We start from the raw sequence: 21368 nt of genomic DNA, 5'->3' as shown, positions 1-21368 counted from the left end.
CGTCCGGAGGGTGCTCCGGGCTACGCGTCCGCAGAAAACCTGTTGGCGGAGTGCGGCTTCTGCTGCTAGCTTTCCGGTGGCCGTGTGAGAGAACGAGGAGGTGGTACCCGTGAACGCAATACCGACATGGGTGCTCCCCTCCGGGGTCACGGTCGGGCGATAGGTCGTCGCCCGGGAGCGCCGTTCTGTGAGCTCTCCCGAAAGGCACGACCATGCACATCACCTCTGAGCGACGCCTCGACGACGGCGTCCTCGAACGCGAATTCACCCTCGGCGACATCCCCGGCATCCTGTGGACGCCCGCATCCGCCTCCGCGTCCGCGCCGGTGCCGCTGATCCTTCTCAGCCTCCCCCCGCTGGGCCTGCGCAAGATGTATGCCCGGGTCGTGGAGCGGGCCCGGCGCGCCACGGCGGACGGCTTCGCCGCGGCCACCATCGAGCTCCCGGGATGCGGTGACCGGCCTCCGCTGCCCGTGCTCGAACAGGCCCGCGCCGACCTGCGGCGGGCGATGCAGGCCGGCGAGCCGGTCGGTGACGAGATCGTCGACGCCCTCGTCCTCCCGCTCGTCGAACAGGCCGTCCCGGAGGCGCAGGCCGCGCTGGACGCGCTGCTGGCGCTGCCGGAGATCGGCGGGCCGGTCGGGTACTCGGGGGGCGTGATCTCCATCGGGGTCCGGCTGGCGGTGGTCGAGCCGCGCATCGTGGCCGCCGGCTTCTTCGCCGGGAGTCTGGTGCCCCGCGCCATCGTCGAGGAGGCGCGGCAGGTCACCATTCCACTGCACGTCCTGCTGCAGTGGGACGACGAGGGGAATGACCGGCAGGCGTCCCTGGACCTGTTCGACGCCTTCGGCAGCAAGGAGAAGACGCTGCACGCCAACATGGGCGGGCACACGGGCGTCCCGCAGTTCGCCGGGGAGGACGCGGCCGGGTTCTTCGCCCGGCACCTGAAGTAGCAGCGGGCGGTCACGGGCTCCGGGTCAGGCGGTCGCCGCCTGGAGCCCGTGCGGCATGTTCCAGCCCTCGGCGAGGCGCGACGGGTGAACGTTCTGCCCGCCGCCGAAGAACTCGCAGAACTTCATGATCAGCGGGTCCCAGCCGAGCGGGTCCACGTAGTGCGTCCCGGGGATGACCAGGGACTCGTCGACGTGGGCGCGCAGCACCTTCACCTCGAAGGCGGTGGCGTTCATGTCCGGACCGCCGAAGGGGTGGGACGTGGTGACCGCGCACTCCAGCTGGACCGGGCACTCCGCGACCCGGGGTGCCTTGACCAACTCGGAGGGCTGCTCGGTCAGTTGGGCGGCGGAGAACTTGTCCGGCTCGTAGCGGTAGCCCTGCTTCACCTTGTAGTCGATGATGTTCGGCTTCCCGGTGGTGAGCGCGATCCGGTCGACGGCGTCGACCATCGCGGAGGAGGGGAGATTCAGGACGCACTCGCCCTCGCGCAGCAGGTTCGCGGTGGTCTGGGCGTTGTTGCCGAGCCCGAGCATGCAGGACTGGCCCAGCCACCAGGCCGAGGACATCGGGGCGAGGTTCGCGGTGCCGTCCTCGTTGAGCGAGCTGATCAGGACCACCGGGGTGCCGAAGTAGAGGACCTTGAGGCCGGGGACGACGTGCATGAGCTGCGCCTTTCGGGGAGGGGGGTCGGACGGACAGGTCGACCCTCTCCGAGCGGCATCCGTGGCGCTGGCGGAAAGGCGACATCGCGTTCGCCGTGCCGCCGAGCCGAGTTCGGAACTCGGCTCGGCGCAGGCGGCGTGGTCAGACGGGGTTGTTCTGCTCCTGCCTGTGCTCGTCATCGGGCCTGGGCATCCGCAGGGCCGTGATGACACCGAGGGCGACGGTGGCGAACGCCAGGGCGATGAGCACGGCGAAGGCTGAGCCGATCAGGAAGGCGGCACTGCCGTGGCTCACGCGGCGAAGTCCAGCTCGAACCACACGATCTTGCCGCGCTGCTGCGGGTCGACGCCCCACCGGTGGGTGAGGCCCTCGATGAGCTGCAGGCCGCGCCCGGTCTCCGCGAGGCCGGCGGGGGAGCGGGGCGCGGGGAGCGCGTCGTTCTCGTCCGCGACGCACACCCGGAGGGTGGCGGTGAGGAGCGAGAAGTGGACGACGGGCGCGGGGGTGGCGCCGTGCCGCCACGCGTTCACGATCAGCTCGACGAGGGCGAGTTCGGCGTTGAAGATGACCTCGGAGTCCCACCCGGCCCGGGTCAGCGCGTAGCGCAGGGCCTGCCGGGAGAGGGCGAGCGAGGGCGTGTTGCGGTTGCACATGGAAGCCTCCGTGAGGCGGTGATGTGGAGAGGAGAGGAACGGTCGACGGACACGTCGCCGTGAGCCAGGCCAGGCCGGAGCTGGTTGATGCCACGCGTGGCTGCTCTGCGGTGCGCGGGCAGCAGGCGCCTACTGCCCTTGAAAACAGGCGTTACTGACGATCCATCGGATCGATGCGAGATTGACCATAGCGCAGCAACGGATCAACGTTTACCCAGATTCGGGATGTTCCCTCTAACGTGGTACCGGTCGCCCATGGATGGACCGGCTGGCAAGCTGCGCGGCAGACTGGGGCTGAACCCGCTTGGAAGGACGTCATGGCTCCACGCATGAACCCCACGCTCCGTCAACGGCGGCTCGGCGCAGAGCTGCGAAGGATGCGCGAGCAGGCCGGCTTCCGCAACGTCGAGCTCGGCCGCGCAGTCGGCATGAGCCCGGCACAGGTGACACAGATGGAGGCCGGGAAGATCGGCATCAGCGTGGAGCGACTGCGCACGGTCGCTGCGGCTTGCATGTGCGTCAACGAGCCCTTGATCGCTGCGCTTTCGGACATCATCACCGATCGCGAGAAGCCCGGCTGGTGGGAGGAGTACCGTTCCGCCCTGTCCGAGGACTTCATCGACGTTGCGGAGTTCGAAGGCCAGGCCCGAAGGCTCACCTCCTACTCGATGGCTTTCATTCCCGGCCTACTCCAGACCGGTGCCTACGCCTCCGCCGTCTTCGCTCAGACCTTCCCGCCCCTACCTCGGCACGAGATCGACCTGAGGACGGCATTCCGGATGCAGCGGCAGCGAATCGTCCGATCCGGTGCAGTGTCGTACTCGACGTTCGTCCATGAAGCGGCGTTGCGCATGCGGTTCAGCAGCCCGGCCGTCCTCGTCGAACAGCTCGGCGTTCTCATCGAAGACTCCGCGAACTTTTCGATCCGAGTAATTCCGTTCGACGTCAGCGCTGTGCCGGCCTCAAGCGTGACCTTCACGTACGCCGAGGGGCCGACTCCCGAACTGGATGCGGCCCAGGTCGACACGAGCGTCGGATGCCAGATCTTCGACGCCCCGGCCCAGGTGGCGAAGTTCCGATCCCTGGTTGCCCGATTCGGGTCCTGTGCGCTCTCGGAAGAAGAGTCCCGAGACTTCATCGGGTCCATCAAGAAGGAAATGGAAAGCAAGCATGCATAGTTCCGTGTGGCAGAAGTCCAGCTTCTCCAGCTCTGCCGATGAGTGCGTCGAGGTGCGAACCATCGCCGGACTCGTCGAGCTGCGTGAGTCCGACGAGGGCAAAGTCGTGGTCCACACCGCCCCCGCAATGTTCGCCGACTTCCTTCGAGGTGCCAAGGCCGGCGAGTTCGACCACCACACCACCTGATCCCGGTGGCCCTTCGCTCTCAGAGCGAAGGGCCACCGCCAGGACGGGGTGGGTCCGCTCGTAGAAGCCAGCCCCCGCCGCCGGCGAACTCGATGCCCTGGAACGAAGCGGCGAACGCGACCCGGTCGAAACCGAGTTGCCGGTGCAGGTCGAGCGAGGCGCCGTTCCGGGCGGAGACGAAGCACCAGGCCGCCGAGTCCCGCTCTCCGATCCACTCCATCCGCCGCCGGGTCAGCAGGCCCGCGATGCCGCGACGCCGCCAGTCCGGGTCCACCGTGACGCCGGTCAGGTAGTAGCCGGCCGGGGCGCCGTCTCCGGGGTGCTCGGGCAGGAACGCTGCATTCGCGTACCCGACCGCCTCACCGGACACCTTCGCCGTGATCACCAGGCTGCGCTCACCCCGAAGCGCCCGATGAATCCGCTCTGCCCACTCGCCCGCCGAACCACCGCGCGCCCGCGCCTGCATTGCGGCCAGCGCCGGCACGTCGTTCCCGGTCGCCTCCGCCACCACCGCGTCCACCGGAGCACACCGCTCGCCCGGCTCCGGAACGTACTCGGCGAACCGCAGATCCACTCGCGCCACGTCGCTCACCCCTCCCGCCACACCAGCGCCATCCCGGCCCACCACGCTATTGCCCCCGACCCCAGCCGCACCCCAACCGGCAAGCCGAACAGCTGCCTCCGCAGCTGGCGTCGGGCCCGCCCGGCGGGCCCGATGACCGATGACTCCCGCCCCGGATGCCCTCCTTCCCTGTTCGACGGCCGGAGTCACGTGTGCAATCAGGCGCAACCGGTTCGACATCGGGAGAGTTGGTGAGGTTGCATCTGCTCAGTGGCGGGCCACTCCGCACGAGAACTGTGAGGTGACCTGACCCACCATGTCAGCCTCTGGCTCGTCTCATGTCCAGGCCGCCCGGCAAGTCCTCGCCGCTCGTCTTCGGGAAATGTGCAAGGACGCCGGATTGGACGGCAAGCAGCTTGCGGCATTGTGCGGCTGGCATCCGTCCAAGGTCTCTCGGATCTCCACCGCCAAGACCTCGCCGTCCGCCGATGACCTGCGCGCGTGGTGTCGTGCATGCGGCCGGGAAGACGAGACGGCGGACCTGGTCGCCTCCCTGCATGCCGTGGAAGGCCTGTGGGTGGAGTGGCGCCGCATGGAGCGCGCGGGGCTACGAAGGGCGCAGGAAGCCGTTCTGCCCCTGTTCGAGCGAACGCACTGGTTTCGGGCTTACTCGTCGTGGCTCGTGCCCGGGCTGCTCCAGACGTCCGGCTACACCGAGGACGTGCTGCGGGCCGTTCAGTTGCGGCGCGTGGCGGTCGATGACGTGGCCGCTGCCGTTGCCGTTCGGATGGAACGGCAACGCGTCCTCCACGAGGGGCAGCGGCGTTTCGCATTCCTGCTTGAGGAGTCCGTGCTGCGCAACGCGCTTGGCAACGCCGACACCCAGGTCGCGCAGCTTGAGCGGCTGATCGCGGTGAGCGCTCTGCCGAATGTCAGCGTCGGCATCGTCCCCACTCGGCTGCGCCGTACTCGGATGCCCGTGGAAGGGTTCTGGATCTTCGACACCGCTCAGGTGAACGTGGAGCTGATCTCCGGGCACCTCACGCTGACGCAGCCCAGCGAAGTGGCCATGTACGCCGACACGTTCGGCATGTTGGCCGACATGGCGGTCCACGGCCCGAAAGCTCGTGCGTTGATCACGGCCGCCATTGCTGCGATCGGGTGAAGCCGTGCAATCCCATGGAATCGAGTAGAGTCCAACTCTCCTCCCTGCCTAGCGTGTTGGCATCGGCTCCGGCGACCATCACGATCACGTAGGAGGCTTCCATGGCATGGGGTACCGGTAAGGGCGGCAGCTCCGGCGGGGGCAGTGGCCCCAACGACGGCGGCAAGGGCAAGCACGACAGCGGCAACAAGGACTTCAGCAAGGACAAGTCGAGCCCGGACACCTCCTCCGGGTCCACCGGCGGCAAGCACGGCAAGGGCGGCAACGGCAAGTGATGGCCCGACCGGAGTACCTGGAGCAGGCCGCCACGAGCGGCCTGCTCCAGGCCGTTGCCCGCCACCTCGGGCACGAGGTCGCCCCGGAGTGGCGCCGCGCCGCACAGGCTGTCCCGCGCCACCGCTTCCTCCCCGACCGGGTCTGGCTCGTCCAGGGAGACGATTACGAACCGTGCGACCGCCGCACCGAACCCGACCGGTGGCTCGCTGCGGCCTACGCCGATGCGCCCGTGGTGACGCAGATCAACGACGGCCACGAGCCCGAGGACCCGGCGGACGCGTGGCCGTCCTGTTCGGCCTCGGCGCCGTCCATCGTGTTCAGGATGCTTGACGCGCTCGATCTGTCGCCGGGTGACCGGGTGCTGGAGATCGGCACCGGCACCGGCTACAACGCCGCCCTGCTTGCCCACCGGCTCGGCGACGCGAACGTGACCACCATCGAGGTCGACCCCGATCTGGCCGCGCTCGCCCAAGCAGCCCTGAAGGCACTCGGCTACACCCCCACCGTCGTGTGCGGCGACGGACGCCTCGGCTGGGGCCCAGAGGCGTTCTACGACCGGGTGCTGGCGACCTGCTCCGTGCAACGGATTCCGCCGGCTTGGATCGCCCAGACCAAACCCGGTGGCGTCATCCTGGCCCCCTGGGACAACCCGTGGGTGTGCGGCGGCTTGCTGGAACTGACGGTAGACGAGGACGGCGGCGCCACCGGTCGCTACGCCCCGGACAGCGCGTTCATGCTGATGCGTACCCAGCGGCGGGACCTGCTGCTCTTCCGGGACGTCGTCCACGACGACCACCAGCCGACCGAGTCCACCACCACGCTCGACCCCTGGTCGGTCGCCGACAGCGGCATCGACACCGAATTCGCCCTGGGGCACCGGCTCGGTGATCTCTGGTACGCCTGGCACCACGACCCCGACGTGCCCGGTGTGGCCACGCGGCTGTGGGTGGCCACGCAGGACGGCGGCTCCTGGGCCGCCGTCGACTGGGACGGCACCGGGGACGCCGATCGGTACACCGTGTGGCAGCACGGTCCGCGTCGGCTCTGGGGCGAGGTCGAAGCCGCGCACCAGTGGTGGCTGGACAACGGCCGCCCGGGACCGGCGAGGTTCGGCCTGACCGTCATGCCAGACGGCGAGCACCAGGCCTGGCTCGACGACCGGGCGAACAGCTGGCTCCTCCGGTAGATGCTGCGCCCGGTCTCGCCGAGGCGAAAGACAGAGACCGGTGAGCTGCGCGCGGGAGTGGCCATCACTGAAGGGGCGAAACTGAAGGGGCGAAACCAGTGAAGAAGATCGCTGCGAAGCTCTGGCGGATCATCCGAGGGCCGATGCATCGGCGCGTTCGCTGGCTGTGGCACTCGAAGTTCATGGTCGGGGTCACGGGCATCGTCCGCGAGGAGGAAGGCCGGGTGCTGCTGCTCAAGCACCGGATGTGGCCGGAGGGCCGGCAGTGGGGCCTGCCGACCGGCTACGCGAACAAGGGAAAGCTTCGAAGACACGATCGTGCGTGAGGTCCGGGAGGAGACCGGGCTCACGGTGAAGGTGTGCGAACTGGCGCACCTGAAGAGCGGATACAAGCTGCGCGTCGAAGTCGCCTACGAGGCGCTGTTCGTCAGCGGCCGGATCGAGGTGGCCTCGTTCGAGATCCTGGAGGCTCGGTGGTTCTCACCGGACGATCTCCGCGAGGGAGTGCAGGAGCCGCACCGACAGCTGATCGGTCGCCGGCGGCTTTGATCCCCGGTTGGGCCGGGGGGAGAGAGGTGGCCGAACGCGTGGCGTCTTCCCGAGCTGGCGGGTGAGCAGCGGGAGGGGCCCGGCGGCGCTCTCCACGATGATGTGACGATCCGTCATATCGCTTCCAGGGCACATGGTGTGCGCCATCGAGGGCTTCCGGTGGGTGTCGTGGTACTCGTTGGCTCGACAATCCTGCGACCGGCCCCGAGCGGGCCGCGCGCAGCTCCTTCCGGTTCCGATGAACGGAGACGTGTCCTGATGGTTCTCGACGGCGTGTATGACATCCGCAGTGCCGTGAACGGTGAGAACGCGGGGGTGAACGGCCTGCTCCGCATCGCTTTCCAGCCGGTCGAGGTGACGTCGCGCAGCAGTGGCAGTGACATCGGGACGGCGTGGGAGGTGGCGCCGGTGGGGGGCGGTGACGGCCGTGTTCGGCTGTCGGTCTACGGCGTGTACCGGAACGTGCACGACGAGGGCGGTCAGGTGATCGCGTCGGTCGCGGGGCCCGAGGCGGTGTGGACGGTGCAGCCGGCATCCGGTGATCGGGTCCGGATCCGGTTGGACGGTCAGGACCTGTGCTGGACGGCCCCGGAGGACGGCAAGGGGCCGGTCTCGCTGGAGCCGGAGAGTCACGCGATCGGGCAGCTGTGGACGTTCCACCTCGTTGAGCAGCCGGCGCCGTAGCCGATCGGTGCCGCTGTTCACTCGCGCAGGACGTGGGCCATGTCGACGCGGGCCGCGGCGATCGCCGGGGCGAGGCCGCCGGCCAGGCCGGCGGCGAGTGCGGCGGCCAGGCCGGCGACGGCGGATCCGACCGGGAAGGCCGGCGGGCTGATCGCCTCGGCGGGGTCGAGGACGTGCGGGATCACGACGGTGACGGTCGCGGCGGCGACGCCGATCGCGGCGAGGGCGGCCAGCAGGCCGGCGGCCAGGGACGAGAGCAGCACCAGGGCGAACATGCGGGCCCGGGTGGAGCCGAGGGCCCGCCTGACGGTGAGTTCGCGGTGCCGTTCCCGGACGGTGGCCAGGCCGATGTTCAGCTGCCCCAGCGCCGCGATCGCCAGCATGACGGCGGCGATCAGCCCGAACATGGTCCGGGTCTGCCGGACGGCGGACAGCAGGGTGTCGACGGTGTCCAGGCGGCGGATCTCGATCCCGGAGCCGTCGACCCCGAGGTCGGTGAGGACGTCGCCCAGGTCCTGCCGCAGCACCGCCTCTCCGGTGTGCGCGGCGTGGATCTGCACGGTGACCGGGGTGTCCGCGGGGAGGATCCCGGGTTGGAGGTACTCGGCCGTGGGGAGCGGCAGGTACAGCTCGGGCGCGGCCAGCCCATCGGCGATCACCCCGACGATCCGCTGCGGATAGGGAGGGAAGAGGGGGCTCGGCTGGACCGAGAGCTCCGTGCCGACGCCGCCGTAGGTGTCGCGGCCGGCCTGGTTCACCACGATCCCGCCCGGCAGGGCCGCCTGCCGGCAGTCGGGCCAGCGGCCGTCCAGCACCGGCAGCCGCCGGATCGCGGCCGGGTCGCCGGCGACGAGCGAGATCCGCTGTGGCCGGAACCCGTCGACCGCCGTCGCGTGGGTCGCCGCCGCGTTCCCGGATACCTGGGCCTGGACGGCCGCGACGAGCGCGTAGTCGCCGCCGGCTGCGCGGACCCGGTGGTCCAGTACCGCGACGATCCCGGGCACGGCCGCGTTCATGGCCGACAGCGGCAGGCTCACGCCGACCGTGGCCTTCCGGCCGTCGTGCTGTTCGGCGTTGGCGACGAACACGTCCTCGACGACGGCGCCGATCGCCGTGACGGCGACGACGGCGAGCACCCCCACGAACAGGCTGAGGGCGCTGAGGAAGGTGCGGAGCCGGTGGGCCCGCAGGTCGCGGCCGGCGTCAGCCAGCAGACGTGCGCGCCACATGGGGAACCAGCCTTCCCTCCGCCAGGCGCACGGAGCGCGAGAGCCGGCGCGCGACCGCGACGTCGTGCGTGACGACGACCAGCGCGCCGCCCCGCCGCTCGGACGTCTCGACCAGCATCCGGAGCACGTCGTCGGCGGTGTCGGCGTCCAGGGCCCCGGTGGGCTCGTCCGCCAGGATGATGCCGGGCTCGCGGACCATCGCCCGGGCCAGGGCGACGCGTTGCTGCTCGCCGCCGGACAGCTGCCGCGGCCGGCTCGCGGCCCGGTGGGTCAGGCCGACCGCCGCCAGCGCCCGCGCCGTCCGGGCCCGGACCTCCCGCCCGGGGCAGGGCAGGCCTTGGCGCAGCGGGAGCGCGACGTTCTCCGCGGCCGACAGGTGGCCGAGGAGCGAGTAGTTCTGGAAGACGAACCCCAACTCGCGGTTGCGGAAGGCCGCGCGCTGCCGGTCGCCGAGCCGCGAGGTGTCCTGTCCGTTGATCGACAGCGTGCCCCGGTCGGCCGTGGTGAGCAGGCCGAGGACGGACAGCAGGGTGCTCTTGCCGCTGCCGGACCGCCCGAGGACGGCCACCGACTCCCCGGCTCCGACGCGCAGTTCGATGCCCCGCAGCAGGTCCAGGCTCTCCCCGGACGGCAGTCGGACGGTCTTCGTGATCCCCTCGGCGACCAGTGCGCTCATGGCAGCCGCGCATCCAGCGGCGGGGCCGTGCCCAGCACCACGTCACCCTGGGCCAGGCCCTCGGTGACCTGGATCTGGGTCCCGTTGCTGATCCCGAGGCCGACCTTGACGACCTCCGCCTTGCCGGAGCGCGGGTCGACCCGGCTGACCTCCCCGTGGGCGGCGGCCCCGGCCACCGCTTCCACCGGCAGGAGCAGGGCGTCCTTCACGGTCGCGCTCTTGACGGCGACCGTCCCGGTCAGGCCGGCCAGCGCCGGGACGTCGGGTGGGATGGCGCAGACCACGGGCACTCCGCCGGCCGCGGGAGCACCCGCCGGGCCGGCGGCGGCGCCGCTCCCGGTGCCGGCACCGGCGCCGGCGCCGTCCGAGTACGCCTGGACCAGCGCGCAGTCGAACGGCCCGGGCCCGCCGGTGATCATGGCGCGCGCCGAGATCCGGCCGTCCAGCAGCCGGTACGCGGCATCGGGCGGCACCGACGCCGTTTCGGCGAATCCCGCGTACGCCACGACGGCCACCGGCACCCCGGAACTCACCGGAGCCCCTTCGGCCACCAGCCACTTCACGAACGTGCCCGCCGCCGGGGCGGCCACGCCGGATCCGCCGCTGCTGAACAGCTGTTGGCCCGCGGCGACCGCCTGGCCCGGGCCGACGGCCGTCCGCGCGAGCGGCCCGGAGGCCGTCGCGTTGACGGAGAACTGGGGCAGCGCACCGACGACGGCGTGCAGGGTGACGACCTCGGTCAGCTCGCCCCTGGTCACCGTGACCGTCGGTTGGGCGGCGCCGGCCACCCTCGACGGCCGTGGAGCGCCGGCGTCGGCGGCGTCGCCGCGGAACTGCCACACCGAGACAGCGACGGCGACGAGGGCGGCCACCGCGACCGCCGCGAGAATGCGCGCCCGGCGGCGGATCGTTTGACGGATCATTTACTGTCCGGGGGGCAGTTGCGAATGTCGGTCTGCACCTTTGAATTGTCGCCGAGGCCGGCACTGTCGAGAATTCCGTCGAAGAACTTCTTGTCGGCGGGTTCGAGGGAGTTCTTGTAGAAATAGGTCGAACGGACGGTCAGCATCGTGTTCAGTGTCGCCTGTCGATCGGCGTCGGAAATGCCGGGATCGACGAAGCGCCGCTCCCACGTGCAGAACCAGAAGAGGTCCGCGTGGGTGGTTCCGTACCCGGGCTGGTAGACGATGCCGTGCCCGTCGTCGGCGACGGATTTCGGCGTGGGATCGGGGGGCCAGGAGTGCCCCGGCGCGAGGGTGAGGTTCTTCTCCTCGGCCGTGAACTCCCTGGCGGCACCGGCGGCGTCGACGGCCGGCTGGTTCGGCCCTCGGGCGTGGTCGGGGCTGGTGCCGCAGGCGGCGAGGGACAGGGCAGCGACCGTGAGGGCCGCTGCCTGCCTTCGGAGACGTTGCTTCATCTGTGGGGTCAGTACCACTCCGTACCGGAGAAGTGGTAGCTCCAGTCGAAGCCGGCGTCGCCGTACTGGTTCTGGAAGGACTCGCCCGGCCACAGGTCGCCCCAGGACAGGTACTGGAAGTTGCTGGAGGCGTTGATGATGCCGTGCTCGGTGCCGGCCGAGTCGAGGACGCGGAACTTCATGCCGTCCGGGAACGAGCTGAAGGAGGCCCCGATGTAGTTCAGGTTTCCGGAGACGTACCGGACATTGGAGGAGGTGTACCAACCGCCGTTGTTCGGGCAGATGCCCGAAATGGAGGTGGTGTCCGCGGCCGCCGTGGACGTGGCCATGATTCCGGCGCAGATCGCCATCGCGGCGATGGCGAAGGCTCGTGTTGACTTACGCATGCTTCCCCCTGCTCAGGTGGAGTGGCGTGAGAAGTCGTTCGCTCCCCGGCAGGGGAAAGAGCCCCCCCGTCGAGCACATTTCAAGTTATCAGGCCGATTTGCGGCACGCAATGGATGGCGCGACGGGTGATATCCGGAATCCCGCTTGGCATTTGACTGTCCGTGACGACCCGCCGCGGTCCGCCGGGGTCCGCTCGGGGCGGCTACCCCGCCGAGCACGGCGACCTGCCCTGCGCGTTCGTCGTTCCCGCGGACGGCTGCGCCGCACCCGAACTCGCGGATCTGCGCGCCTGGTTCACCGGCGCCGGACCACGGCCCACCTCAGACGGCGACGACGGCCCGACCGGGCCGGCGCGTCCGAGGCGGGGAGGCGTCGGGGATGATGGGCCGGTTCCGGAGGATCGAGGGAGGCTGCCGGTGGACGAGGACGAGAGCCTGCGCCGGTTCGGGCTCCAGCCCGGGGGCGCGCAGCTCGACGAGATCCGCGCGCTGCTCCGCGAGCACACCGAGCGCGAGCGGCGCGCGCAGGGGGAGGGCGACACCGAGCTGATGAAGCTCTGCTGCGTGCAGCTGTTCAACGGCGGCGGGCCCGACGATGCCCTCCTGGTCTGGGGCGCGAAGGAGGCGAGCTTCGACGCGGCGTGCGCGATCGAGTTCGAGCTCCTGCTCGGCCGTGGGCTGGCGGCGGCCAAGGCCCATCTCGCCGCCCACCCCTCGCCGTCCGCGGCGGCGGCGCTGGACCGGCTGCGCGAGCTCGAACTGGCGGGCGCGTTCGAGGACTTCTCCGTGGAGCGGCAGGCCGCGGGTTACGCCGGGTACTACGGCGAGGAGTGAGCCGGGGCGCCGGTCGGCGCGCGCCCGGGTGGAGCGGGAAGTCGGCCGGGCCGACTTCCCGCTCCCCGTGCTTCGGCGGGAGGGCTCAGCCGAGCAGGAGGAACTTGGTGGTCGGGACGCCCTGGATGATGGCGCAGTCCAGGTTCTGGGTGGTCGTGCTGTAGGTGAACTTGGCGGGGACGTCGCAGGCCCAGAGGCCGTTGTACGGCGTGCGCAGGTGGTACTGGTTGGACTGGACGCCGGAGATCTGGCTACAGGCCGAGCCCCAGCTGATGTAGTCGTAGGTGAAGCCGGGCGAACTCACGCAGGCCGTCAGGCCGTCGTACGGGGTCCGCAGGTGGAACTGCGGCGAGCCCCAGCTGCCCCCGCCACTGCAGTTGCGGTTCATCTGCACCTGGTCGTAGACGTACCCGGACGGGACGCTGCAGGCCCAGGCGCCGTCGAGGCTGCTGGCGGTGGCGCTCGCGGGGGTCGCGGCGACCGCGCCCGAGAACAGCAGGGCGACGGCGGCCAGGGCGGCGAGTAACAGGCGGACGGGGCGGATGCGTGCGGAGGACATGGCTCTCCCAAGGGTCGTGACCGGGCGGACGGCCGGACGGGTACGGCGTGGCGCGGGGCTGGCGGACGTGCGCCACCAGGTGGGCGGACAACGGGAGTTGTGGCCCGCCGAAGGTTGTAGCACGGGGATCTCGTGATGATCCCGTGAATCCGTCAGCTGAGGTGAATGCGGTGCAACCTTGGCCGGAACCCTGCCATCCGCACCCGGCGGTCCGGGCCGGTCCGGGCCGATCCGTCGTCCCGGTGGTGGCGCCGTGGTGCGTCTTCCGCCCCCTGCCGAGGCCTGGCACAGTGGATCCGCCGTTCCGCACCCACCCGACGAGGAGTCGAACGCACGCCATGGCCTACTACGCGGTCGAGTACGTCTTCACCACCGACAAGCGCCACCTGGCGATCCGGCCCGAGCACCGCGAGTACCTGACGCGGCTCCAGAAGGACGGCAAGCTCGTCCTCTCCGGGCCGTTGACCAGTGACACCGGCGGGCTGCTCGTCTTCCGGGCGGAGGACGAGGCCGAGGTGCGGGCGCTGGTGGACGGCGATCCGTACGGCGGGGCCGGGGTGCTCGGCGAGGTCCGGATCGCGCAGTGGAACCCGGTGCTCGGCTACCTCGCCGAGCACCTCGAAGGCTGAGCCGCCGCTTCCGCGCCGCGCTGCTGCTCCGACTGCTCCGACTGCTCCGGCTACTTCGGCGAGGCGTTCCACTGGACCGTGTAGGTGTGCCTGTCCTGGTCGATGACGGTGGTCGGCTCGGTCCAGCGGGCGCCGGTGAGGGTGCTTCCGGTGGGGACGTGGACGGTCGTGCCCTGGTCGCCGGACTGGCCGGGGGCGAGCTTCCCGGGGGCGTGGGGGCGGCAGCCGGGGGACTCGACGGCGGCGGTCGGGGGGTGCGGGCCGCTGGCGTGCTCCTCGCTCGTGAGGCGGCCGTCCGAGAGCACGCCCTCCAGCAGCAGGGCGGGCCTGCCCTGGACGTTCTGGTCGGAGACGAGGCTCAGCAGGCCGCCGCCGAACCTGTCGGCGGGGCTGGTGCTGCTCGTCCCGTACCCGTCGATCGGCAGTTGGGCGGGCATGTCCTTGCTGCCGACGTTGGTCAGCCTGTAGTGGACGCAGTAGGAGTCGAATCCGGCCGGGGCGTTCGGCGTCGGGTCGCGGGTGATCGACGTGACGGCGACACCCAGGGTGATGCGCTCCCAGGTGGCGCGGCCCGTGCCCGGGCCGGTGTCGTAGATGAAGGGGATCCTGGCCGTGTCCCCCTGCGCCAGGACGGTGCCGGACGGGGTCTCGTCCTTGTGCGGGGAGTTCACGTCGGGGTAGGAGGTGTTGCTGAGGTTGACCTCGTAGGCGATCGCGCCGGTCACGGCCAGTGCCAGGGCGCCGGCGAGCAGCACGGTGCTCCATCGGGGTTGGCGGCGCGGCGGGGAGGCGTCCGCGGTGGTGGCCGGCGCGGTGGGGGGCGGGGGCGTCGGGTCCGCGGACGGAGGCGCCGGATCCGCGGACGGAGGTGCCGGGTCCTCCGGTGAGGCGTCGACGGGAGCCTGCCCGCCGCGCAGCGGGACGGTCGCGTCCGGTCCGGTGCCCGCGAGGCCCGGCCCCTCCAGCAGCGCCAGGGCCGCCGCCGCGGTCGGCGGCCGGTCGGCCGGGTCCTTGGCGAGCAGGTCGAGCACGAGCCGGTCGAGGTGCCCGGGGATCTCCGGGCGTCTGGTGCTCGGCGCGTCGGGCAGCCGGCTGAGGTGCTGGTACAGCAGCGCGGCGACGCCGGAGCCGGTGTCCACCCAGCTGGTGCCGGTGAGCAGTTCGTACAGCACGCAGCCGAACGCGTACAGGTCGGTGCGCTGGTCGGTGAGCCCGCCCTGGATCTGCTCCGGGGCCATGTAGAGCGGCGTCCCGGCGATGCTGCCGGTGGAGGAGATCCGGGTGGCGTCGGCGAGCCGGGCGATGCCGAAGTCGCAGACCTTCACCCGGCCCTTGGCCAGCAGGAAGAGGTTGGCGGGCTTGATGTCGCGGTGCGTCACGCCCTGCTCGTGGGCGGCGCCCAGGGCCTCCAGGATCTGCCGGCCGAACTCCGTCGCCCGCTCGATCGGGAGGCCGCCCGGGTGCCGGGCGATCTCCGCGTGCAGGTCGTGGCCCTGCAGCAGCTCCATCACCAGGAACACCAGCGTCCGGCCGGTCTCCTCGACGTGCTCGTCGATGTCGAACACCGTGGTGATGCCGGGGTGGTTGAGGTTCGCGGCGATCTTCGCCTCGCGGCGGAACCGGGTGACGGCGTCGCGCTCGGCCTCGGCGGCCAGCGGCAGGATCTTCACCGCCACCGGCCGGTGCAGCCGGTCGTCCCGGCCCAGCCACACCTCGCCCATGCCGCCGCGTCCCAGCGGCTCCTGGAGCAGGTACCGTCCGGCCAGGTGCAGGCCACTTCGCAAGATCGTCCCCCGTTGACAGGCCGTATGACGGACCGTGTGACCGGCACGCGTCCGGATCCCGTCCGGATCCCGTCCGGATCCCGTCCGGATCCCGACCGGATCGCCTCCGGCACGCGTCCGGATCGCGGCAGAGCATCCCACACCCGGGGCGGCCGTTCCCGGCGAAGCCGAACGCGCAGCTGAGCACAGACGCTACCGTTGGCGGGGTCAGGAGACGTAGGCGGAGGGCCGGGGCCTGCCGCGCGTGGTGCTGGGGGTTGGGGCATGGTCGATCCGCTGTCGATCTCGGCGGTCTCGGGGGTGTTGGGGGCGGCCGGTTCGTCGATGGCCGGAGAGGCCGGCAAGTGGGCCTGGGAGGCGTTCGGCGGGCTGGTGCAGCGGGCGACCGGGCGCCAGGTCGTCGCACCCGGCGGGGCCACCGAGCGGGACGCCGTCGCCCGGCTGCTCGTCGAGGGCGCCCGCAACGACCCGGCGCAGGCCCGCGCGCTCGCCGCCTGGATGAGCGGCGTGCCCTCCGGCGGCGCCGGCGGGGCGGACGCCGTCCCGCGCCTGCTGCCCGCCTCCACCCGCCACTTCACCGACCGCAAGGGCCCGCTCGCCGCCCTCGACAAGGAGGGCGGCCGCAAGCCGGACGGCCGCCCCCGGCAGGCCCTGCTGCACGGCCCGGACGGCATCGGCACCAGCGCCGTCGCCATCCACTGGGGCGCCCGCGAGGCCGCCCGCTTCCCGGACGGCCAGCTCTACGCCGACCTGCGCGCCGCCGGGCCGCAGGGTGCCGCCGACCCGGCGCCGGTGCTGCGCCGCTTCCTGCACCGCCTCGGCGTGCCGGCCGAACACGTGCCCGCCACCGTCGAGGACCGCGCCGACCTGTTCGGCGCCCTGCTCGCCACCCGCCGCCTGCTCGTCGTCCTCGACCACGCCCACTCCGCCGCCCAGCTGCGGCCGCTGCTCACCGCCGCCGCCGGCGTCTTCACCGTGATCACCGCCCGCCGCCCGCTCGCCGGGCTCGACGCGGTGAACATCCCGGTCGGCCCGCTCGCCGACAAGGACGCCCGCCGCCTGCTCACCGAGGTCGCGGGCAAGCCCGCCGTCGCCGCCGCCAAGGCCGCCCTGCCCGGCGTCCTGGAACGCTGCGCCGGCTACCCGTTCGCCCTGCGGGCCGCCGCGCCGGGCCTGGCCGGGGCCCCCGCGGCCGGGCCCACCCCGGGGGAACGCCCCGCCGACCCGGCCGAGGCCGCCGCCGAGGACCGCTACCGGCAGCTGACACCCGACGCCGCCCTCGCCTACCGCCGCTGCGCCCTGCGCCCCTGGCCCGGCCTGACCGCCCGGCTCGCCGCCGCGGCCACCGGCCTCGCCGAGCCCGCCGCGGCCGCCGCCCTCGACGAACTCGCCGGCGCCGGGCTGCTGGAGACCACCGTCGACGGCCGGCACCACTACCGCCCCGTCGTCCGCCGGCACGCCGAGGCCCGGGCCGTCCGCGAGGACGGGCTCGCCGCCTGCGCCGCCGCCGTCACCCGCACCGTCGACGCCCTGCTGCGCCTCGCCGTCGCCGCCGACTTCGCCGCGCTGCCGCAGCGCTGGCACCTCGGCCCGCTGTACGCGGTGCTCGGCCCGGACGGCCACCCCGACGAGGCGCAGGCACTCGCCGCGCTCGGCGCCGAGCTGCCCAACCTGGTCGAAGCCGTCCGCGCCGCCGAGGAGTTCGCCGCACCCGAGCTGGTCTGCCAGCTCGTCGAGGCGCTGTGGGCCGTCCAGCTCAAGGCCGGCCGGCATGACGAACTGCTGCCCGCCCTGCGGGCCGGCGCCCGGGCCGCCGCCGCACCCGGCTCGCCGCCCCGCACGGCCGGCCGGATGCACGGCCAACTCGCGCTCGCGCTCGTCGAGTTGCAGGACTACCAGGAGGCCGAGCAGCAGCTGCTGCTGGCGGCGGACGCCGAGGAGAAGGACGGGCACCTGCGCGGCCGGGCCACCGCCGTCGAATCGCTCGGCCTGCTGCGCCTGCGGCAGTGGCGCTACGCCGAGGCCCTGGACTGCTTCGACCGCGCGCTCGCCCTGCTCGCCGGCATCGGCGCCGAGGACACCGGCCACGCCGACCTGCCGCGCGCCCGCGCCCTGCTGAACCGCCACCGGGGACGGGCGCTGCGCGGCCTCGGCCGCTTCGACCCGGCGCGGGCCGCCCTGGAGGAGGCCGTCGCCTTCTTCCGGGGCACCGGCGAGGGCTACAACACCGCCCGGGCGCTCACCGACCTCGCCCAGGCCCTGATCGAGCAGGGCCACGGCCCGCAGGCCCTGCCGCTGCTCGACGAGGCCGGCACCCTGCTGGAACGCCAGGGCGCCACCTTCCACCTCGCGCCCCTGGCGGTGCTGCGCTCGCTCGGCGCCGACCCGATTAGTTGACCCGTAGGTCAAATACTCGCTAGGGTCGCCGCATGGGCAGGCCGAAGAGCTTCGAACCGGACGTGGTCATCGCACAGGCGATGGAGACGTTCTGGACCAAGGGCTACGCCGGCACCTCCCCAGCCGACCTCGCCGAGGCGACCGGGGTGGCCAAGGGCAGCCTGTACCACTCCTTCGGCTCCAAGCGGGAGTTGTTCACCAAGGCGCTGGACCTCTACGGCCGGACGGGCGCGGAGACGGTCGAGGAGTTCCTCGCGCGGCCGGGCACCGCCAAGGAGCGCATCCGCGCGTACTTCGCGCTGCTCGTCGACATGGACCTGGACGGGCCGGTCCGTCGTGGCTGCCTGGCCCAGAACACCGTCGAGGAGCTCGCCGGCCGGGACGAGGAGGCCGCCCGTGCGGCGCACCGCATCGAGGAGCGCATGGTCGGGCTGCTCGCCGCCCGCATCGAGCGGGGGCAGCGGGACGGTGACGTCGACCGGGGTGTCGACGCCAGGTCGCAGGCGCTGTTCCTCCAGGCCACCGCCGCGGGGCTGCGGGTGATGGCCAAGACCTTCGACCGGCCGGCCCTGTACGGGATCATCGACACGGCCCTGGCCGGCCTCTGAGGCGCGGCGCCCCGGGCGGTGGCCCTTTTCGCGCCCTGATTTTAGACCTCAAGTTCAAGAATTCCTCGTTCGAGAAGGGCAGATCATGGACCTCGGCATCGCCGGAAGGACCGCGCTGGTCACCGGCGCGAGTCGCGGCATCGGCCTCGCGATCGCGCGGACGCTGACCGCGGAGGGCGTCCGGGTGGTGGGTGCGGCCCGAACCGTCACCCCCGAGCTGGCGGAGGTCGCCGCCGCGGCCGTGTCCGTCGACCTGAGCACCCGCGACGGGGCGCGGTCGGTCGTCGAGCAGGCGCTCGCCGCGGTCGGCGGGATCGACTTCCTGGTCAACAACGTCGGCGCGGGCGACCCGGAGAGCATGTCCGTCGGCGGGTTCCTGGACACCGACGACGAGCAGTGGCAGGCCCTCTTCGACCTCAACCTGTTCAGCGCGATGTGGACCACCAAGGCGGCGCTGCCGAGCCTCCTGGACTGCCGGGGCGCGATCGTGAACATCTCCTCGATCAACGGCCGGATGCCCGCCGGCGCGCCGGTCGGCTACGCGGAGGCCAAGGCCGCGCTGAACCTGTTCGGCAAGCGGCTCAGCGAGGAACTGGCGCCGCGCGGCGTCCGGGTGAACACCGTCTCCCCGGGGCCCACGGCCAGCCCGCAGTGGACCGACCCCGACCGGCTCGGCGGCAAGGTCGCCGCCGCGTCCGGCGTCGGCCACGGCGACCTGCTGGCAGCCCTGCCCGGGCGGTTCGGCATCGCCTCGGGGCGCTTCACCGAGCCCGAGGAGGTCGCGGACCTGGTCGCCTTCCTGCTGTCCGACCGCGCCGCCAACATCCACGGCGCCGACCACGTCATCGACGGCGGCACCCTCAAGACCGTCTGACCGGGCCGGTCGTCAACCGGACGGACTGACCGTCACCCGGTGCACGGCGCCGCCGACGCGGACCGTCAGGTCGGTGGGCGCCGCGGCGGCGTGGGCGGCCCGCCGGGCGAGGAAGGCCGAGGCGGCCGCGGCCGGGTCGAGGCCGGCGGTGGTCAACTCCCAGGCGCCGCCCGCCCGGTCGACCACCGTGCAGGCGTCGGGCCCGGTCACCAGGGCGGCCAGCGCGCAGGAGCGGTAGCGGGACAGCACCTCGGCCGCCCACTGGCAGGGCGTGCCCAGGCGCGGGTCCGCGGACCGGCCCGGCGGGGTGTGCTGGAGGACCAGGTCGGCCAGGGCGAGCGCGCCGGGGTCGAGGGTGTCCTCGTGCACGGCCAGGTGCCCGTGGCCGGGGCCGTCCGGCTCGTACCGGGCGGCGGCGAACCGGCGCAGCGCCACCGGCCCGCCGCCCACCTCGGTGAGCACCCGCAGCGGGGCCGTCACCCGGCCCGGCTGGTGCGCGGGCAGCGGCAGCGGGTCCAGCAGCGCGGGCGCGGCCGGCTCGGGGAGGCCGATCAGCCCGTAGAACAGCGCCCGCAGCCGCTCGGCGGACCCGCCGGGGCAGGAGGTGGTCAACTCCGCCGGGCCGGCCGGGACGCGGCCGCCGTCGAGGGCGGCGTCCAGCTGCGGCCGCAGCGGCGCGTACGGGTCCAGGCGCGGTGCCTCGCGGACGAACTCGGCGACCTGCGACGACGGTTCCAGGACGGTCGGGCCGGGGGCGGCGACCAGCACCGGGGTGCCCAGCGCGGCGGCGTAGTAGCTGACCGAGCCGAAGTCGCCGACGACGGCGTCGGCGGCGATCAGCGCCTGCCGCCAGTCCGCCACCGGATCGACCAGGGTCAGGCCGGCCCGGGCGGCGCCGTCCAGCCAGAGCCGGACCTGCCCGGGGCCGTGGCCGTGCCAGACGTTGGGGTGCAGGACGGCGGCGACCCGGTACTCGTCCACCGGCAGCTCGGGCAGGGCGCGCAGCAGCAGCGGCAGCGCGTCCTGCTCGCCGCCGCCGTCGCCACCGCCGCCGTCGCCGAACAGGGAGGTGGGGTTCCAGGTCGAGTTCAGCAGCACCAGGCGCTGGCCGGGCCGGACACCCAGGGCCCGGCGGAACGCCTTCCGGCGGGGGCGGGCGGCCAGGATCCGGTCGTAGCACGGGTCACCGCCGAGCACCGCCGTCCCGGCCGCCTCCGGGCAGGACGCGCGGAACCGGTCCAGCTGGACGGGGTGGGAGAGCACCATGGCGTCGGCGACGGGGGAGCCGTTCTCGGCGAGCGCCCACTCGGGGGAGAGACCGAAGACGGGAGGCGCCCCCGGTGTCCGGTGTCCGGTGTCCGGTGTCCGGTGTCCGGTGTCCGGTGTCCGGTGTCCGGTGTGGCGAGTCTCTTATTGTAGCCAACGCCGTGCGACAGGATGGCCAACTTGCCCTTCACTGCCTGGAGTTGGCCCCCGAAGCTGGCCGCGACCGCGAGCTCCGCCCCGACCTCCAGCGCCTGCTCCCAGGGCAGCACGGGAACCCCGAGCGCGGCCAGCAGCTCGTCCGTCCCGGAGCGGAACGCCGAGGTTCCCGGGCAGGTGGCGAGCAGCTGCACCCGCAGGTCGTCCCGGAACAGCCCGACCACGTCGAGCAGTCGGGTCGCCGAGGTGACGTTGTGCACGATCAGCAGCACCCGCCGGCACCCGCCGCGCGTCGCCCACCGGTCGGCGTCGTCCCCGACCGGCACCCTGATCCACCCGTCCCGCACGTCGCCCTCCCCGGCCGTCGCCATCATCGGGAAGCTTACGGCGCCCGCGATCACCCTTGTCCCGGTCGGTCACCTGCACGGTGACCGAATGCGCCGCCTCCGTCTCCGGGTGTCGCCGAGCCCCCGCCCGAGCCCCCGCCCGAGCCTCC

The 21368-nt window shown here is 72.5% G+C and carries 24 protein-coding genes and 1 pseudogene; 13 read left to right on the top strand and 12 right to left on the bottom strand.

The annotated features are described in order from the left end of the window. The first annotated feature begins 212 nt into the window (after window positions 1-212). Entirely contained in the window at window positions 213-953 is a 741-nt protein-coding gene (locus ACPC54_RS07400; protein WP_498962188.1) for an alpha/beta hydrolase, read from the top strand. Window positions 954-977: 24 nt separating this feature from the next. Here ACPC54_RS07400 and ACPC54_RS07395 read toward each other — a convergent pair whose 3' ends face one another. From ACPC54_RS07395 to ACPC54_RS07385, 3 genes are all read right to left on the bottom strand, one after another. Further along, window positions 978-1616 (bottom strand): flavin reductase family protein, encoded by a 639-nt coding sequence (locus tag ACPC54_RS07395; protein ID WP_498962186.1) that lies wholly within the window; start codon window positions 1614-1616, stop codon window positions 978-980. Between the two features lie 142 nt (window positions 1617-1758). Then, the gene (locus ACPC54_RS07390) at window positions 1759-1911 is read right to left on the bottom strand and encodes a hypothetical protein (protein WP_498962184.1); all 153 of its coding nucleotides are present in this window, start codon (window positions 1909-1911) and stop codon (window positions 1759-1761) included. Continuing rightward, window positions 1908-2270: an ATP-binding protein gene (locus ACPC54_RS07385; RefSeq protein ID WP_498962182.1), complete on the bottom strand. Its 363-nt coding sequence runs from the start codon at window positions 2268-2270 to the stop codon at window positions 1908-1910. Before ACPC54_RS07385 ends, ACPC54_RS07390 begins: the two co-directional genes overlap by 4 nt. Window positions 2271-2599: 329 nt before the next feature. Between ACPC54_RS07385 and ACPC54_RS07380 the strand changes: the two genes are divergently transcribed. Together ACPC54_RS07380 and ACPC54_RS07375 are read left to right on the top strand one after the other, a co-directional pair. Next, window positions 2600-3448 (top strand): helix-turn-helix domain-containing protein, encoded by an 849-nt coding sequence (locus ACPC54_RS07380; RefSeq protein WP_498962180.1) that lies wholly within the window; start codon window positions 2600-2602, stop codon window positions 3446-3448. Beyond that, window positions 3441-3635, top strand: a complete 195-nt coding sequence (locus ACPC54_RS07375) for a DUF397 domain-containing protein (RefSeq protein ID WP_498962178.1) — start codon at window positions 3441-3443, stop codon at window positions 3633-3635. Before ACPC54_RS07380 ends, ACPC54_RS07375 begins: the two co-directional genes overlap by 8 nt. A gap of 19 nt (window positions 3636-3654) precedes the next feature. Here the strand turns inward: ACPC54_RS07375 and ACPC54_RS07370 are convergent, their stop codons facing one another. After that, entirely contained in the window at window positions 3655-4218 is a 564-nt protein-coding gene (locus tag ACPC54_RS07370) for a GNAT family N-acetyltransferase (protein WP_498962176.1), read from the bottom strand. A 295-nt stretch (window positions 4219-4513) separates the two neighbouring features. On the opposite strand from ACPC54_RS07370, the gene ACPC54_RS07365 reads away from it, so the two are divergent. The 5 genes and pseudogenes from ACPC54_RS07365 (at window position 4514) to ACPC54_RS07345 (ending at window position 8057) form a co-directional block, all read left to right on the top strand. Next, on the top strand, window positions 4514-5362 hold the full coding sequence (locus ACPC54_RS07365) for a helix-turn-helix domain-containing protein (RefSeq protein ID WP_498962174.1): 849 nt from the start codon (window positions 4514-4516) through the stop codon (window positions 5360-5362). Between the two features lie 101 nt (window positions 5363-5463). Continuing rightward, window positions 5464-5637 (top strand): hypothetical protein, encoded by a 174-nt coding sequence (locus ACPC54_RS07360; protein ID WP_498962172.1) that lies wholly within the window; start codon window positions 5464-5466, stop codon window positions 5635-5637. Beyond that, on the top strand, window positions 5637-6824 hold the full coding sequence (locus ACPC54_RS07355) for a methyltransferase domain-containing protein (RefSeq protein ID WP_498962170.1): 1188 nt from the start codon (window positions 5637-5639) through the stop codon (window positions 6822-6824). The genes ACPC54_RS07360 and ACPC54_RS07355 overlap by 1 nt, the downstream gene beginning before the upstream one ends. A 143-nt stretch (window positions 6825-6967) precedes the next feature. Beyond that, a pseudogene (locus ACPC54_RS07350) lies at window positions 6968-7373 on the top strand (NUDIX domain-containing protein). Between the two features lie 258 nt (window positions 7374-7631). After that, the gene (locus ACPC54_RS07345; RefSeq protein WP_498962168.1) at window positions 7632-8057 is read left to right on the top strand and encodes an RICIN domain-containing protein; all 426 of its coding nucleotides are present in this window, start codon (window positions 7632-7634) and stop codon (window positions 8055-8057) included. Window positions 8058-8074: 17 nt separating this feature from the next. Here ACPC54_RS07345 and ACPC54_RS07340 read toward each other — a convergent pair whose 3' ends face one another. From ACPC54_RS07340 to ACPC54_RS07320, 5 genes are read right to left on the bottom strand one after another with little or no spacing between them, the layout of a single operon-like run. After that, window positions 8075-9286, bottom strand: coding sequence for an ABC transporter permease (locus ACPC54_RS07340; protein WP_498962166.1), 1212 nt, complete (start codon window positions 9284-9286; stop codon window positions 8075-8077). Then, a complete protein-coding gene (locus ACPC54_RS07335; RefSeq protein ID WP_498962164.1) occupies window positions 9261-9962 on the bottom strand; it encodes an ABC transporter ATP-binding protein in 702 nt (233 codons plus the stop codon). Before ACPC54_RS07335 ends, ACPC54_RS07340 begins: the two co-directional genes overlap by 26 nt. Continuing rightward, window positions 9959-10885, bottom strand: a complete 927-nt coding sequence (locus ACPC54_RS07330; protein WP_498962163.1) for an efflux RND transporter periplasmic adaptor subunit — start codon at window positions 10883-10885, stop codon at window positions 9959-9961. The genes ACPC54_RS07335 and ACPC54_RS07330 overlap by 4 nt, the downstream gene beginning before the upstream one ends. Beyond that, on the bottom strand, window positions 10882-11379 hold the full coding sequence (locus ACPC54_RS07325; RefSeq protein WP_498962161.1) for a hypothetical protein: 498 nt from the start codon (window positions 11377-11379) through the stop codon (window positions 10882-10884). Before ACPC54_RS07325 ends, ACPC54_RS07330 begins: the two co-directional genes overlap by 4 nt. 8 nt (window positions 11380-11387) lie before the next feature. Continuing rightward, a complete protein-coding gene (locus ACPC54_RS07320) occupies window positions 11388-11765 on the bottom strand; it encodes a hypothetical protein (RefSeq protein WP_498962159.1) in 378 nt (125 codons plus the stop codon). 417 nt (window positions 11766-12182) lie between these two features. Here ACPC54_RS07320 and ACPC54_RS07315 point away from each other — a divergent pair, with 417 nt between their 5' ends. Then, window positions 12183-12599 (top strand): hypothetical protein, encoded by a 417-nt coding sequence (locus ACPC54_RS07315; RefSeq protein WP_498962157.1) that lies wholly within the window; start codon window positions 12183-12185, stop codon window positions 12597-12599. A gap of 85 nt (window positions 12600-12684) precedes the next feature. Here ACPC54_RS07315 and ACPC54_RS07310 read toward each other — a convergent pair whose 3' ends face one another. Next, window positions 12685-13158 (bottom strand): hypothetical protein, encoded by a 474-nt coding sequence (locus ACPC54_RS07310; RefSeq protein WP_498962155.1) that lies wholly within the window; start codon window positions 13156-13158, stop codon window positions 12685-12687. Between the two features lie 338 nt (window positions 13159-13496). Here ACPC54_RS07310 and ACPC54_RS07305 point away from each other — a divergent pair, with 338 nt between their 5' ends. Then, on the top strand, window positions 13497-13787 hold the full coding sequence (locus tag ACPC54_RS07305) for a YciI family protein (RefSeq protein WP_498962153.1): 291 nt from the start codon (window positions 13497-13499) through the stop codon (window positions 13785-13787). Between the two features lie 50 nt (window positions 13788-13837). On the opposite strand, the gene ACPC54_RS07300 is transcribed toward ACPC54_RS07305, so the two are convergent. Beyond that, on the bottom strand, window positions 13838-15571 hold the full coding sequence (locus ACPC54_RS07300; RefSeq protein ID WP_498962151.1) for a serine/threonine-protein kinase: 1734 nt from the start codon (window positions 15569-15571) through the stop codon (window positions 13838-13840). Window positions 15572-15835: 264 nt separating this feature from the next. Here ACPC54_RS07300 and ACPC54_RS07295 point away from each other — a divergent pair, with 264 nt between their 5' ends. From ACPC54_RS07295 to ACPC54_RS07285, 3 genes are all read left to right on the top strand, one after another. Further along, window positions 15836-17968 (top strand): tetratricopeptide repeat protein, encoded by a 2133-nt coding sequence (locus ACPC54_RS07295; protein ID WP_498962149.1) that lies wholly within the window; start codon window positions 15836-15838, stop codon window positions 17966-17968. A 32-nt stretch (window positions 17969-18000) separates the two neighbouring features. Continuing rightward, a complete protein-coding gene (locus ACPC54_RS07290) occupies window positions 18001-18576 on the top strand; it encodes a TetR/AcrR family transcriptional regulator (protein WP_498962147.1) in 576 nt (191 codons plus the stop codon). 85 nt (window positions 18577-18661) lie between these two features. Then, window positions 18662-19450 (top strand): SDR family oxidoreductase, encoded by a 789-nt coding sequence (locus tag ACPC54_RS07285; RefSeq protein ID WP_498962145.1) that lies wholly within the window; start codon window positions 18662-18664, stop codon window positions 19448-19450. Between the two features lie 12 nt (window positions 19451-19462). On the opposite strand, the gene ACPC54_RS07280 is transcribed toward ACPC54_RS07285, so the two are convergent. After that, window positions 19463-20716: a hypothetical protein gene (locus ACPC54_RS07280; RefSeq protein ID WP_498962143.1), complete on the bottom strand. Its 1254-nt coding sequence runs from the start codon at window positions 20714-20716 to the stop codon at window positions 19463-19465. Window positions 20717-21368 lie beyond the last annotated feature (652 nt).

It is taken from the genome of Kitasatospora sp. NPDC094028 (genome assembly GCF_049543595.1).
Classification (GTDB): Bacteria; Actinomycetota; Actinomycetes; order Streptomycetales; family Streptomycetaceae; genus Kitasatospora.
The sequence above is the reverse complement of the archived record's forward strand: the minus strand, read 5'-3'. Positions and strand labels throughout refer to the sequence as shown.